The sequence below is a fragment of the Cupriavidus sp. 05L411 genome (assembly GCF_056398045.1).
In genome coordinates this window covers 134,955-148,663 of record NZ_JBFTOQ010000013.1, presented here as the reverse complement: position 1 = coordinate 148,663, position 13,709 = coordinate 134,955, and the positions used below count along the sequence as shown (strand labels likewise).

Annotated in this window: 10 protein-coding genes; 8 read left to right on the top strand and 2 right to left on the bottom strand. The window is 66.4% G+C overall.

The window, feature by feature from the left end:
* The first annotated feature begins 214 nt into the window (after positions 1–214).
* The 7 genes from AC1DQR_RS17735 (at position 215) to AC1DQR_RS17705 (ending at position 10,346) form a co-directional block, all read left to right on the top strand.
* Complete coding sequence (locus AC1DQR_RS17735; RefSeq protein ID WP_416053194.1) at positions 215–3,262, top strand: xanthine dehydrogenase family protein molybdopterin-binding subunit; 3,048 nt, start codon at positions 215–217, stop codon at positions 3,260–3,262.
* The gene (locus tag AC1DQR_RS17730; RefSeq protein ID WP_416053193.1) at positions 3,259–4,074 is read left to right on the top strand and encodes an FAD binding domain-containing protein; all 816 of its coding nucleotides are present in this window, start codon (positions 3,259–3,261) and stop codon (positions 4,072–4,074) included. Before AC1DQR_RS17735 ends, AC1DQR_RS17730 begins: the two co-directional genes overlap by 4 nt.
* On the top strand, positions 4,071–4,649 hold the full coding sequence (locus AC1DQR_RS17725; RefSeq protein ID WP_416053192.1) for a (2Fe-2S)-binding protein: 579 nt from the start codon (positions 4,071–4,073) through the stop codon (positions 4,647–4,649). Before AC1DQR_RS17730 ends, AC1DQR_RS17725 begins: the two co-directional genes overlap by 4 nt.
* Positions 4,642–6,246 carry an AMP-binding protein gene (locus AC1DQR_RS17720; protein WP_416053191.1) on the top strand — a complete coding sequence of 535 codons (1,605 nt, stop codon included), beginning with the start codon at positions 4,642–4,644 and terminating at the stop codon, positions 6,244–6,246. Before AC1DQR_RS17725 ends, AC1DQR_RS17720 begins: the two co-directional genes overlap by 8 nt.
* Before the next feature lie 3 nt (positions 6,247–6,249).
* The gene (locus tag AC1DQR_RS17715) at positions 6,250–7,065 is read left to right on the top strand and encodes an enoyl-CoA hydratase/isomerase family protein (protein WP_441635765.1); all 816 of its coding nucleotides are present in this window, start codon (positions 6,250–6,252) and stop codon (positions 7,063–7,065) included.
* 90 nt (positions 7,066–7,155) lie between these two features.
* The gene (locus tag AC1DQR_RS17710; protein ID WP_477133452.1) at positions 7,156–8,505 is read left to right on the top strand and encodes an MFS transporter; all 1,350 of its coding nucleotides are present in this window, start codon (positions 7,156–7,158) and stop codon (positions 8,503–8,505) included.
* 218 nt (positions 8,506–8,723) lie between these two features.
* Positions 8,724–10,346: a putative bifunctional diguanylate cyclase/phosphodiesterase gene (locus tag AC1DQR_RS17705; RefSeq protein ID WP_477133451.1), complete on the top strand. Its 1,623-nt coding sequence runs from the start codon at positions 8,724–8,726 to the stop codon at positions 10,344–10,346.
* A 64-nt stretch (positions 10,347–10,410) separates the two neighbouring features.
* On the opposite strand, the gene AC1DQR_RS17700 is transcribed toward AC1DQR_RS17705, so the two are convergent.
* The gene (locus AC1DQR_RS17700) at positions 10,411–12,219 is read right to left on the bottom strand and encodes a methyl-accepting chemotaxis protein (protein WP_416053188.1); all 1,809 of its coding nucleotides are present in this window, start codon (positions 12,217–12,219) and stop codon (positions 10,411–10,413) included.
* Between the two features lie 155 nt (positions 12,220–12,374).
* On the opposite strand from AC1DQR_RS17700, the gene AC1DQR_RS17695 reads away from it, so the two are divergent.
* The gene (locus tag AC1DQR_RS17695; RefSeq protein ID WP_416053187.1) at positions 12,375–12,542 is read left to right on the top strand and encodes a hypothetical protein; all 168 of its coding nucleotides are present in this window, start codon (positions 12,375–12,377) and stop codon (positions 12,540–12,542) included.
* A 77-nt stretch (positions 12,543–12,619) separates the two neighbouring features.
* Here AC1DQR_RS17695 and AC1DQR_RS17690 read toward each other — a convergent pair whose 3' ends face one another.
* Positions 12,620–13,603: an aliphatic sulfonate ABC transporter substrate-binding protein gene (locus tag AC1DQR_RS17690; protein ID WP_416053186.1), complete on the bottom strand. Its 984-nt coding sequence runs from the start codon at positions 13,601–13,603 to the stop codon at positions 12,620–12,622.
* Between the last annotated feature and the right edge of the window lie 106 nt (positions 13,604–13,709).

The window sequence follows — 13,709 nt, the reverse complement described above, 5'->3', positions numbered from 1 at the left end:
ACGTTGCATGTCCCCGGCGGATTCGCCTGTCGGGGCCGACGCGCAGAACGGAGTCAGGAATGAGACAGAACGATGCTGGCGGCATGACCGGCACGACACTGGAGACAGCGGTAGCGGGCGTTCGCCCCGTGCCGCGTTGCATCTCCCCGTGCCGGCCCGCAATCCCCGCTAACCAGATGGACCGTGCCAGTCCCGCCACGCGGGAGGGCCGGCCATGAGCGACAAGCGCAGCCTGCCCGCCGCAGCGGCGGCCATCCACCTTGAATCCGCAGCGGCCGGCGCAGCCGCGCGCCAGCGTCACGTCGGCCGCTCGATGGAGCGGCTCGAGGACGCCGCGATCCTCACCGGCCGTGGCCGCTATGGCGACGACCTGGGCGTGAAGCCGGGCACCCTGCACGCCGCGATCGTGCGGTCCCCGCATGCGCATGCCGAACTCGGCACCATCGATGCCAGCGCGGCGCTTGCCGCGCCGGGTGTGCATGGGGTGCTGACCGGCGCCGACCTGGTGGCCTGGTCGCGTCCCTTCGTGGTCGCCGTGAAGTCGCCAATGGAGCAATGGGCGCTGGCCATGGACCGCGTGCGCTATGTGGGCGAGCCGGTGGCCGTGGTAATGGCCGAGAGCCGTGCCCTGGCCGAAGACGCGCTCGACCTGGTGCGGGTGAATTACCGCGTGTTGCCGCCGGTGGTATCGATCGAGGCCGCGCTGGCCGACGATGCGCCCATCCTGCATCCCGGCGTAGGTGCCAATGTGGTGAGCGACCGCCACTTCCGCTACGGCGAGCCTGAAGCCGCCTTCGCCGCGGCGCCGCACCGGGTCACGCTGACCGCGCACTATCCGCGCAACACCTGCACGCCGATCGAATGCGGCGTGGTGATTGCCGAGTTCCTGCCCGGTGACGAAGGCTACGACGTCACCTCCAATTTCATGGGGCCGTTCTCGCTGCATGCGGTGATGGCGATGGCGCTCAAGGTGCCGGCCAACCGGCTGCGCCACAAGGCCCCGCGCGATTCCGGCGGCAGCTTTGGCGTGAAGCAGGCGGTGTTTCCTTACGCGGTGCTGATGTGCCTGGCGTCCCGCAAGGCCGGCGCGCCGGTAAAGTGGGTGGAGGACCGCCTCGAACATCTCAGCGCGGCCACCTCCGCCACCGCGCGGCTGTCCACGCTGGAAGCCGCGGTGGAGTCAGACGGCCGCATCAAAGCGCTGGCCTATGACCAGATCGAAGACTGCGGCGGCTATCTGCGCGCGCCGGAGCCCGCTACCTTCTACCGCATGCACGGCTGCCTGACTGGCGCCTACGACATCCCCAACCTGCTGGTGCGCAACCGCGTGGTGATGACCAACAAGACGCCCACCGGCCTGGTGCGGGGCTTTGGCGGCCCGCAGGTGTATTTTGCGCTGGAGCGGCTGGTGCATCGCATCGCGACACAACTCGGGCTCGATCCACTCGACGTGTATCGCCGCAACTTTGTCGACGCCGATGCCTTTCCCTATCGCGCAGCGGCGGGCGCGTTGCTGGACTCCGGCAACTACCAGCTGGCGCTGGCGCGCGCGCTGGAAGAAGGCGGCTACTACGAGCTGACGTGCCGCCGCGATGTCGCACGCGCCGAGGGCCGGCTCTATGGCATCGGCTTTGCTGCCATCGTCGAGCCGTCGGTGTCGAACATGGGCTATATCACCACCGCCATGCCCGCCGAGGCGCGCAAGAATGCGGGGCCGAAGAACGGTGCCATCGCCAGCGCCACGGTCAGCGTCGACCTGCTCGGCGGCGTGGTGGTCACCATTGCCTCGACGCCGGCCGGGCAGGGCCATATGACAGTGTGCGCGCAGGTGGTGGCCGATGTGCTCGGCGTGAATCCGGCCGACGTGGTCGTGAACGTCGAGTTCGATACGCACAAGGATGCATGGTCGGTCGCCGCGGGCAACTACTCCAGCCGTTTCGCCGGCGCCGTGGCCGGCACCGTGCACCTGGCGGCCGAGCGGGTGCGCGACAAGTTGGCGCGCATCGCGGCGCCGCAGTTCGGCTGCACGCCCGCCGAGGTGGTGTTCGAAGATGGCCGCATTGCCCGCAAAGGCGCGCCCGAATCCGGCTTGCCCTTCACGCGCGTGGCCAGCAATGCGCCGCACTGGTCACCGCAGCAGTTGCCGGCCGCAGAGGAGCCGGGCCTGCGCGAGACGGTGTTCTGGTCGCCGCCCAACCTGGAAGCGCCGGATGAGAACGACCGCATCAACACCTCGGCCGCCTACGGCTTTGCCTTCGATATGTGCGGCGTGGAGATCGACCGCGCCACGGGGCGCGTGCGCATCGACCGCTACGTAACCGCGCACGACGCCGGCACGCTGCTCAACCCGGCGCTGGCCGATGGCCAGATCCGTGGCGCCTTCGCCCAAGGGCTGGGCGCGGCGCTGATGGAGGAGTTCCGCTACGGCGCCGACGGCAGCTTCCAGTCCGGCACGCTGGCGGACTACCTGATGCCGACCACCTGCGAGGTGCCGGACCCGGTGATCGTGCACCTGGAGACGCCCAGCCCCTTCACGCCGCTCGGCGCCAAGGGCCTGGGCGAGGGCAACAACATGAGCACGCCGCCCTGCATCGCCAACGCGGTGGCCGACGCGCTCGGCGAGCAGGACATCCGCCTGCCGCTGACCCCGGCCAAGGTGATGGCCATGGTGGGCTTCGACGATCCGCCGCCGTCGCGCCCCGAGCTGCTCGAAGCGATGCGCGAGGCCGCCGTGCCCGCGGCCCGCAAGGGCAGCGGCAAGGCGCTCACCGCGCGCGGCTCGGTGGATCTGGATGCCACGCCCGAAGCCATCTTCGCCGTGCTGGTGGACCCGCAGGCGCTGGCCAAGGTGGTGCCCGGCTGCCACGCGCTGGAGCGCACCGCCGAGAACCACTACCGCGCCGACGTGACGGTGGGGGTTGGCATGATCAAGGCCCGCTTCGAGGCGGAGATCGCACTGTCGGACCTCGATCCCCCGCGCCGGCTGCGGCTGGCAGGCGCAGGCATGTCCTCGCTGGGCAGTGCGCGCGGCGCCGGCCTGGTGGAGCTGGTCCCGCATGGCAGCGGCACGCGCCTGAGTTACGACTACGAGGCCGAGGTATCCGGCAAGGTCGCCGCCGTGGGCGGACGCATGCTGGAAGGTGCCGCCAAGGTGGTGCTGCGCCAGTTGTTTGAATCGCTCGGCCGCCAGGCCGCCGGCAAGCCGGTACGGCCGCAAGGCTGGCTTGCCCGGCTGCTGGCCCGTTTGGGAGTCCGTCGATGAAACCATCCGCTTTCGATTACCTGCGCGCCGAAACCACGCAGCACGCGCTCGATGCGCTGGCCCGTGGCGGCGAGGGCGCGCGCGTGCTGGCCGGTGGCCAGTCGCTGATGGCGGTGCTCAATATGCGCTTGGCGCAGCCGCAACTGCTGATCGATATCTCGCGCACCGCCGAGCTGAACACGGTGCGGGTGGACGACGCTGCCCTGGTGGTCGGCGCCGCGGCCACTCAGGGCAGCGTCGAATGGCGCCGCTCGCTGGCCGACGAGGTGCCGCTGCTGGCCATGGCCTTTCCGCATATCTCGCATTTCCAGATCCGGAATCGCGGCACCGTGTGCGGCTCGGTGGCTCATGCCGACCCGAGCGCGGAATTGCCCCTGGTGCTGACCGCGCTGGGCGGCGAGGTGGTGCTGCGTTCAGCCCGCCGCCGCCGCGTGCTGCCTGCGGCCAGCTTCTTCCAGGGCATGTTGATGACGGCGCGCGAGCCCGACGAGCTGGTGGAGGCGGTGCGCTTTCCGCTGCGGCGCCCCGGGGCGCGCTACGGCTTTGCCGAATTCTCCGCGCGCCACGGCGATTTTGCGCTGGTGGCCTGCGCGGCCACCGTGACCGATGACGCCATCGCGCTGGCGGTTGGCGGCGTGGCGGACCGGCCGGTGCTGGAAATCTGGCCGCACCTGCAGGGCAAGGACCTGGAGGAGGCCGTCAACGATTTCAGTTGGAAACTGGGCGCGCAGGACGACGCCCATATCAGCGCGCAGTACCGCCGGCACCTGGTGCGGCAACTGGGCATGCGTGTGATCGAGGAGGCAGAATGAGCAAGACCACCAAGGGCGCCGTTTCCGGCAAGCCCGCCGAGGTAATGCAGCGTCAGGAGCAACGCCGCATCACCTTGACCCTGAACGGCCGCGAACGCAGCGGCTATTGCGAGCCGCGCGAGCTGTTGTCGGACTTCCTGCGCCACGCGCTCGGTGCCACCGGCACCCATGTGGGTTGCGAGCATGGCGTCTGCGGCGCATGCACGGTGCGGGTCGACGGCGTAGCCGCGCGCTCGTGCCTGATGCTGGCCGTGCAGGCCGAGGACCGCGCCATCGATACCGTCGAAGGCCTGGCGCCGGCCGAGGGACTGGGCGACCTGCAAGAAGCCTTCCGCCGCCACCACGCGCTGCAGTGCGGATTCTGCACGGCAGGCATTCTGATGTCGTGCGCGGACTACCTGGAGCGCGTGCCGGAACCCAGCGAAGCGCAGGTGCGCGACATGCTGTCCGGCCACCTGTGCCGCTGTACGGGCTACACCCCCATCGTGGCCGCCGTGCTCGACGTAGCCGCGATCCGTGCACGGGCTCGTCAGGCTGCTACCGGCGTAGATACCCAGGAGGCCTGCGATGCTTGATCTCGGCCGCACCTTCCTGCAGAGCGTGGAGCGCAGCCCGCATGCGCCCGCCATTGTCGACGGCGACCTGATGCTTACCTATGCGCAATGGTACGAGCGCATCCGGTGCGTGGCGTGCGGCCTGCGCGAGATCGGCCTGGCGCCGGGCGATCGCCTGCTGGCCGTGCTGCAAAACCGCTGGGAAATGGCCACGCTGCACTGGGCCTGCCAGTTCGCCGGCATCGTGATGGTGCCGCTGAACTGGCGCGCCAAGCCGGAGGAGCTCGATTACTGCGTGCAGGATGCCGGCGTCAAGGCGCTGGTGTTCGAGCCGGTCAGCGCCGATGCGGTGCTGGGCAGCCTCGCGGCGCAGGCCGTGCCCTGCATTGCGCTGGACTGCGCGGCTGGCGGCTCGATGTCCTTCGCTTCGCTGCTGGATAGCATTGCGCTGCATGGCGGCCCGGTGGCAGAAGCGGGCGATGTCTCGCTGATGCTCTACACCTCGGGCACCACCGGCAAGCCCAAGGGCGTGCCGCGCCGCCACCAGCAGGAGCGCGCCGCGGCGCTGGCGCACGTGGCGCAGAACCTGTATCGCCATGGTGAGCGCACCCTTGGCGTGATGCCGCTCTACCACACCATGGGCGTGCGCTCGCTGCTGGCAATGGCGCTGGTGGACGGCCTGTTCGTCTGCGTGCGGCGCTGGAACGCCGGGCAGGCGCTCAAGGAGATCGCCACTCACCGGATCACCTGCCTGTACCTGGTGCCGACGCTGTACCACGACCTGCTGGCCGATACGGGATTCGATCCCCCGGCGATCCGCACCGTGACCAAGCTCGGCTTTGCCGGTGCCTCGATGAGCGACGGCCTGCTGCGCCGCCTCGCGCAGGCCTTCGAGCCGGAGCTGTTCGTGAACCACTACGGCTCGTCGGAGGTGTACACCTTCAGCGTGGACCAGCGCGCCACCCGCAAGCCCGGCAGCGCCGGGCGCGCCGGCATCAACACGCGCCTGCGCGTGGTGCGCCTGGATGCCCGCTCACCCGACGATCTGGCGGCTACCGGCGAGGAAGGCCAGATCATCGCCGACCTGCGCGGCGACGAGGCCTTCGAGGGCTACTGGAACCGCGCCGACGCCAATGCCAAATCGCTGCGCGATGGCTGGTACTTCACCGGCGACACCGGCTACTTCGATGCCGAGGGCGACCTCTTCGTCAGCGGCCGGGTGGACGACATGATCATCAGCGGCGGCGAGAACATCTCCCCGGTCGATATCGAATCGGTGCTGTCGCTGCATCCGGCGGTAGATGAGGTGGCGGTGGCCGGCGTGCCGGATCCGCGCTGGGGCCAGAAGGTGGTGGCTTTCGTCAAGCCGCGCGGCAACATCGACGCGCAAGCCCTGGATACCTACTGCCGCGGCTCTGACCTGGTCAATTTCAAGCGCCCGCGCGACTACGTCTTCGTGGAGGAGATTCCCAAGTCGCCGGTTGGCAAGATCCTGCGCCGCAAGCTGTCCGCCGGCGACTACGCACTGGCCCAGCATTCCATGAGCCCCGACCCTAATCCCAACCCCAACCCCAACCAGGCAGCGGACGCCGCGCCTGTCGATACCATCAAGGAGTAAGACATGACCCAGGCAACCGAGATGATCCATCCCGACCAGCAGCGGCTCCAGCAACTCGACGGCTTCTCCGTGGAGATCGATGCCGGGCGCGAGCGTGCGGACATCATCTTGCACCGTCCACCCTACAACGTGATCGCCATGGCAGCGCGCGACCAGTTGCGCGCCGTCATTGAAGCGCTGGATGCCGACCATCGCGTGCGCGTGATCGTGCTGCGTTCGCAAGGCGAGCATTTTTCCAGCGGCGGCGATATCAAGGGCTTCCTGGAGGCATCGCCCGAGCATGTCTCGCAACTGGCCTGGAACGTGGCGGCACCGGCGCGCTGCAGCAAGCCGGTGATTGCCGCCAACCGCGGCTACTGCTTTGGCGTGGGCTTCGAGCTGTCGCTGGCGTGCGACTTCCGCATCGCCACGGAGACCACGCAGTACGCGCTGCCGGAACAGAAGCTCGGCCAGATCCCCGGCTCGGGCGGCTCGGCGCGCCTGCAGAAGATGGTGGGCATCGGCCGCACCAAGGACATCGTGATGCGCTCGCGCCGCATCTCGGGCAAGCAGGCCTATGAGTGGGGCATCGCCGTGGAATGCGTGGCAGACGCCGAGCTGGAAGCCGCCACCGATGCGCTGGTCGACGAACTGCGGGGCTTCTCGCCGCTGGCGCAGCGCACCGCCAAGAAGCTGCTCAACGACACCGAGGACGCGCCGCTGTCGATCGCCATCGAGCTGGAAGGGCATTGCTATAGCCGCCTGCGCAGCTCGGACGATTTCCGAGAAGGCGTGGAAGCCTTCCACGGCAAGCGCAAGCCGGCGTTCCGCGGCAGCTGATGGAAATCGCGGGCGCGCCGGCAAGGCACCGCCCGCGCGTCATCGCTGCCGTAATGATCCAAGCAGAGATCCAAATCAAAGGAGACAACAATGGAAGCCGTAGCAAAGAAGAGTGCAGCGACGATCAGCGAGGCGCTGCCAGCGGCGAGCAATCGCCAGGTGTTTGGTGCCGTGGCGGCGTCGTGCATGGGATGGGCGCTGGACCTGTTCGACCTGTTCATCCTGCTGTTCGTGGCGCCCGTGATCGGCAGGCTGTTTTTCCCGTCGGAGCACGCGATGCTGTCGCTGGCCGCGGTGTATGCATCGTTTGCCGTGACGCTGCTGATGCGGCCACTCGGCTCGGCGATCTTCGGCTCTTATGCCGACCGCCACGGCCGCAAGGGGGCGATGGTCGTTGCCGTCACTGGCGTTGGCTTGTCCACGGCGGCGTTCGGCCTGCTGCCCACGGTGGGTCAGGTGGGGCTGCTTGCGCCAGCCTTGTTTATCCTGCTCCGGCTGGTGCAGGGTATCTTCGTTGGTGGCGTGGTGGCATCCACCCACACCATCGGTACCGAATCGGTGCCCCCATCCTGGCGCGGCGCCGTCTCCGGGCTGGTCGGTGGCGGTGGCGCGGGCATCGGGGCACTGCTGGCTTCCATTACTTACATGGCGATGACCGCGCTGTTTCCCGGCGATGCGTTCGACACCTGGGGTTGGCGCTGCATGTTCTTCTCCGGCATCATCAGCTCGTTGCTCGGCCTGTTCATCTTCAACTCGCTGGAGGAGTCTCCGCTGTGGAAGCAGTTGCAGGCGGCCAAGGGGCATGCCGCGCCGGTTGAGAACCCGCTGCGCGTGATCTTCTCCCGCCAGTACCGTGGCGTCCTCTTCGTCAACATCCTGCTCACCGTGGGCGGTGGCAGCGCCTACTACCTGACCTCCGGCTACCTGCCGACCTTCCTCAAGGTGGTGGTGAAGGCATCGGCTGGCGAGGCTGCCGCCATCCTCATGGCCAGCAGTTTGGGTGTGATCGTGGCATCGATTCTTGCCGGCCACCTCAGTACGATGATCGGCCGCAAGCGAGCCTTCCTGTTGATCGGCGCGCTGAACGTGGTGGTGCTGCCGCTGCTCTACCAGTGGATGCCGGCGGCGCCGGACACCACCACGCTCGGCCTGTATGCCATGGTGCTGGCCATGCTGGGCTGCAGCGGCTTCTCCCCGATCCTCATTTTCCTGAACGAACGGTTCCCCACCAGCATCCGTGCCACGGGGACCGGCCTGTCATGGAATATCGGATTTGCCGTCGGTGGCATGATGCCGACGTTTGCTTCGCTGTGCGCCAGCACCCCGGCCGAACTGCCCATGGTGCTGGGCATCTTCCTGGCGGTTGTCACCATCATCTACCTGGTGGGTGCGTTCATCGTTCCGGAGACGGCAGGGCGCCTTGGCGACAATGGAGCGTAGAGATACAGCCGAGCAGGGGGGCGCGAGCGCATCCCAATGTTCGTAGCGGTGGCAAACGCGGCTAGAATGCAATGAGCCCACGGTTTGCGCACGTGCGATGCCTTTGGGTCCGAAGCGAACAGATGGCCCCAAATAAAATGGAACGACAGACTGACTCTTGTCCTCCCCGCCCGAAAGATGCCGGCGCCCGACAGCCCGCACCGCCTCACCTTGGTGACATGCTTGATAGCCTGAGCGACGGATTCATGTCGATAGACAGATCGTGGCGCTTCACCTATCTCAACCATACAGCCGAACGATACTTGCAGCAGGAGCGGCAAAACCTGCTGGGACGCGGCATCTGGCAGTGTTACCCGGACTTGGTAGGCTCCGGCTACTACCGCGTCTATCAGCAGACGGCGGCAACTGGACTCCCCGGTCGGCATACTGACTATTACGCACCGCTCGGCACCTGGTTTGAGGCTCGCTCATTTGCCCACGACGATGGCATTACGGTACTCTTCCGCGACGTCACGCGCGAACACAAGCACGCGGCGCTGTTGGAGTTTGAAGCTAGTCACGACTATCTGACTGGTTTGCCCAACCGGCGCAAGTGCATGGAAGCGCTATCAGGCGCGGTTGCCAAGGCTGCTTCATCAGGATTTACGCAGGGTGCTTCCCTGGCGGTGCTGTTTATTGATCTGGACCATTTCAAGGAAGTCAACGATGCGTTCGGTCATGCTGTCGGCGATGATCTGCTGCGCGGCCTCGCGAAAAGGCTAGTCGCAATTCTCGCACCTGAATGTTTCGCCGCGCGCGTAGGGGGCGACGAGTTTGTTCTGCTATTGCGCAATACGACCGAAAGCATGGCAGAAGCGTTCGCGCATGCGGTGCTCAGTGAGCTCGCAATGCCATTCGAAGCATGCGGAAGATCCGTCTCCCTGTCGGCTAGCATTGGCATCGCGCTACTGAGAGAAGCACCGGAATCGGCCGAGGCATTGCTGAGTCGTGCCGACACGGCCATGTACGCAGCGAAGTCATCTGGCCGATTTCAGGTGCGCGCGTACGATGGCGCACTCGACCGGGGCATGCGTGACCGTCTTGCCTTGCGCATGGATCTTCGTGAGGCGTTTGCCGCGAACCAGTTCGAGCTTCATTTCCAGCCTCAGATAGCACTCGCGGATGCTTCCCCAATCGGTGCTGAGGCGCTTCTTCGCTGGCGTCATCCTGAACGAGGATTGCTGATGCCGCACGCATTCCTGGATGTGTTACTTGAGTCCCCATATGAAGGCGCCCTCGTCGAATGGCTGCTCAATGCAGTTTGCCGGCATATCGGTGCATGGCGGCAGCTGGGTGTATCCATACCGCGGATCAGCCTCAATCTGTCGGCTCGGCAACTTCTCTGTGTGGAACTTACAGATAGGATTCTCCGTATCGCGAGGGCATACGACGTGTCCCCCGCAATGCTCGACATTGAAGTCACGGAGGACAGTCTGGTGAGCGATATCGAAAGGGCAACGTCCGTTCTTGCCGCGCTGAAGCTAGCCGGCATATCCACATCGCTGGACGACTTCGGCTCTGGATACTCCAGTCTCGGCTATCTGGTTCGACTGCCCATCGACACGCTGAAGATCGACAGGTCGTTTGTTCGAGCGCTGGCCGATTCGGAGAAGGCGTCTGCGATCATCCGCAGCATTGTCGGTCTCGCTCGTTCGCTGGGAATGAAAACAATCGCGGAAGGCGTCGAGTGCCAACGCCAGGCGGCGGAGTTGAAGGATGCCGGATGCGATGCCATTCAGGGCTATCTAGTCAGCCGCCCGCTTGACTCGGAGGCCTTTGCGGAATTCATGCTGCGTGTGTGATAGCGCCATTCAGGCAGAAGGGAGAACACCGGGATGCGGGAGCCCGCCATGGGCTCCCAGTACCTCACCCCAGCCTGAATTGCCCCACGACCCCCGCCAACGCGCCCGCCTGCCCCTGCAACGCCTCGGCCGCCGCGGTGGATTCCTCAACCAAAGCCGCATTCTGCTGCACCATCTGATCCAGCTGGCTGACCGCCCGGTTCACCTCCTGGATGCCCCGGGTCTGCTCCTGCGCGGCATTCGTGATCTCGGAAATGATGCTGGTCACCTTGTCCACGTTCCCGACGATCGCATTCATCGTGTCTCCGGCGCGGCGAACCTGCCCGGACCCGGACACCACGCTGTCGACGGTGGTCTCGATCAGCGTCTTGATCTCCTTCGCAGCCTGCGAACTGCGCTGCGCCAGCCCGCGCACCTCACCGGCAACCACGGCAAATCCACGGCCCTGCTCGCCGGCGCGCGCCGCTTCCACCGCGGCATTCAGCGCCAGGATGTTGGTCTGGAATGCAATGCCTTCGATCACGCCGATGATGTCGGACACCTTGACCGAAGCCCGCTCGATTTCGCTCATGGTTTGAATGGCCTCGCCAATGGCGGCGCCGCCATTGCCAGCGACCTGGGAGGCCGCGATCGCAGACGCATCGGCCTGCTTGGCCGACATGGCGGACTGGCTCACGGTCGCGGTGATCTGCTCCATCGACGCCGCCGTCTCTTCCAGGCTCGCCGCAGCCGATTCAGTCCGCCGCGAAAGGTCGATGTTTCCGGCCGCGATCTCGTCAGCGGCCACATGGACAGATGCACTGGCATCCCGAATCTGGCGCATCACGCTGACCAGCTTCTCGGCGAAGGCGTTGAACGCCTGCGCAATCTGCGCCACCTCATCGGAGCCATTGGCTGGCAGGCGGCGCGTCAGGTCGCCATCGCCGCTACCGATATCCCGCATGGCGTCGCGAATCACCGACAGCCTTCGGAACGAAACCGCTGTCACCCCGGCGACGATGGCGGCCGCCACGCAAGCGATCACGATCAGCACGAACACCGATGCCATCAGCATGGAGCGCATGCCTGCGGTCGCCTCGCCCTTGTCCAGCGCGATCACGGCAATCCAGTCCGTGCCGGGCACGCCGCGCGCCCGCAGCAGCTTGGGCGCATTGTCCACGTCGACCTGCAATGGCGCCTTGGCGCCTTCGAGCGCTGCGAGCTTGTCGATGGCAAGCGCGGGCATCAGACCCGTCAGGGGCTTGAGCGTGAGCTTATCGTCCTGGTGGGCCACGATCTTGCCGTCCTTTGTTACCAGCACGCCGAAGCTGGCAGGCGTGGGGTGGATGGCCTTGATGGTGGCGATGACGCTGTCCATGGACACGTCGCCGGCCACCACGCCCTTGAGCGCGCCGTCGCGCAGCACGGGCACGGCGAAGGTCACGACCAGCTTGCCGCTGCTGGCGGCCACGTAGGGCGGCGTGACCACCGGCTTGCCCGCGGCCACGGCCTGCTTGTACCAGGGGCGGGACGTGGGATCGTAATTGGGCCGCAGGCCTTCGGTATCAGAAAACCGGTGGGTCTTGTCGGGAAAACCGATGTAGGTCATGACGAAGCCGCCGGCGCTGCCTACCTGCTTGAGCGCGGCGATGGCGGCGTTGGTGTCGGGCTGCGTTGCCGCGTCCTGCAGCGAGTCGATCATCTGCATGTGGCTCGCCACCCAGTCGGCGATGGCGCCGACGTGGCCGTTCTGCACGGCGGCCAGGTTGCTGTCGATGGCGTCGTCGTTGTACGAACTGGCCACCACGTGATTGATAACGGCATTGGCGATGAGCGCCACCACGACGATGGCCACGGATAGGGCCACGATGCGCGCGCGGAGGGAGGACAGCATAGTTGGATCTTTTATGTTTGGCTCATCGGGCGGATAGCCCTTGGAGCGGTGGGGGCGAAGGGTCCTGGCTCGCTCTTACGGCATTGTTGCCGGCGAATTTAGGACCGTCGGGCAGCCTATTTTCAAAGTGCGAAGAGCGCCATTCGGATATCCGGATGAAGCGCGATCTGGATGTTCGGATATCCGGATGCTCTGGTTTTTTTCGGGTGTTTGGCACCGAAGTGGTGCGTCTGTTGGCATGGACGGAGCCCGCCTCGCGCAAAAAAAGAGAGGCCTCCGAAGTGGAGGCCTCTCGTCTTTGTGAGGTCGTGTTCTGCGCGTGAGAGCGCTGTGTCTTTTGCGCTGCCAGTGCGCGCGGACCTTCAACTGCTAACGTGGCGGCAAGCGAAGGTCCCGAGGGTCAAGCGCGCCGCCATACTGGCGACTCCGCCACCACCACCTTGCGCGGCAGGATCTTCTGGCTGGTGAACGCATCGGCGATGCGCTGCTGCTCATCGAGCGAGGCCGCATCCACCGTCTGCACCTGGTAGGTCCGGCGGCGGTTGGCGGCTTCCACCGTGGGCGCGTCCAGGCCGATCAGCGGCGCATGCCACTGCGCGGCGGCCGCGGGGTTTTGCTTGATCCATTCGCCGGCGCGGCGCAGTTCTTCGTAGACCACGGCCAGCACGTCCGCATGCTTTCGCGCGTACGGCGTGGCGGCGAGGTAGAAGCGCCGGTAGCTCGAGAGCCCCTTGCCATCGCGCAGGATGCGCGCGTTGGCCTGGCGTTGCACTGCCGCCAGGAACGGGTCCCAGATCACCCAGGCGGCCACGCTGCCGCGCTCGAAGGCGGCGCGCGCGTCGGCCGGGCTCAGGTAGGCGGGCTCGATGTCGCGGATCGACAGCCCGGCGCTGGCCAGCGCTTCGAGCAGCAGGTAGTGCGCGCCCGCGCCCTTGGCAAAGGCAATGCGCTGGCCTTTGAGCTGGGCGATTTCCTTGATCGGCGAATCCTGCCGCACCACGATGGCCTGCGCTTCGGGCGAGGGCGTCTCGATGGCGTAGTAGGTCAGGTTGGCGCCGGCCGCGAGCGCGAACGGCGGCACCGCGTCGGCCACGTCCGCGCTCAGGTCGAGGTTGCCGATATTGAGGGATTCCAGTAGCGGCAGGCCCGAGGTGAATTCATACCATTGCACCGACGCGCCCAGCGGCGCGAGCGCCTTCTCCAGCGTCTCGCGCGATTTCAGCAGGATCATCAGCGTGGACGATTTCTGAAAGCCGATGCGCAGTGTGTGCTTTGGCGCCTGCGCGCGTGCTGGCAACGCCGTGCCAAGCACGCCGGCCGTGCCGGCGGCCAACATGCCGCTGACAACGATTCTCCGCCGCCGCTGGTTGAGTTCGTTTGTCATTGCCGCTCCCTGCGTGTCGTTCCAGTTGTAAGGGGGAGAGGGTAGGCGAAAGCCATGCCGCAAGGAACGAAGAATGCCGCAGTTGCTTATGCGGGGAGGTGTGGAG

Excerpts from the sequence above, each read along its gene's own strand:
- AC1DQR_RS17735 (WP_416053194.1), top strand. The coding sequence starts at position 215 with ATGAGCGACAAGCGCAGCCTGCCCGCCGCAGCGGCGGCCATCCACCTT.
- AC1DQR_RS17730 (WP_416053193.1), top strand. The coding sequence starts at position 3,259 with ATGAAACCATCCGCTTTCGATTACCTGCGCGCCGAAACCACGCAGCAC.
- AC1DQR_RS17725 (WP_416053192.1), top strand. The coding sequence starts at position 4,071 with ATGAGCAAGACCACCAAGGGCGCCGTTTCCGGCAAGCCCGCCGAGGTA.
- AC1DQR_RS17720 (WP_416053191.1), top strand. The coding sequence starts at position 4,642 with ATGCTTGATCTCGGCCGCACCTTCCTGCAGAGCGTGGAGCGCAGCCCG.
- AC1DQR_RS17715 (WP_441635765.1), top strand. The coding sequence starts at position 6,250 with ATGACCCAGGCAACCGAGATGATCCATCCCGACCAGCAGCGGCTCCAG.
- AC1DQR_RS17710 (WP_477133452.1), top strand. The coding sequence starts at position 7,156 with ATGGAAGCCGTAGCAAAGAAGAGTGCAGCGACGATCAGCGAGGCGCTG.
- AC1DQR_RS17705 (WP_477133451.1), top strand. The coding sequence starts at position 8,724 with ATGCTTGATAGCCTGAGCGACGGATTCATGTCGATAGACAGATCGTGG.
- AC1DQR_RS17700 (WP_416053188.1), bottom strand. The coding sequence starts at position 12,219 with ATGCTGTCCTCCCTCCGCGCGCGCATCGTGGCCCTATCCGTGGCCATC.
- AC1DQR_RS17695 (WP_416053187.1), top strand. The coding sequence starts at position 12,375 with ATGAAGCGCGATCTGGATGTTCGGATATCCGGATGCTCTGGTTTTTTT.
- AC1DQR_RS17690 (WP_416053186.1), bottom strand. The coding sequence starts at position 13,603 with ATGACAAACGAACTCAACCAGCGGCGGCGGAGAATCGTTGTCAGCGGC.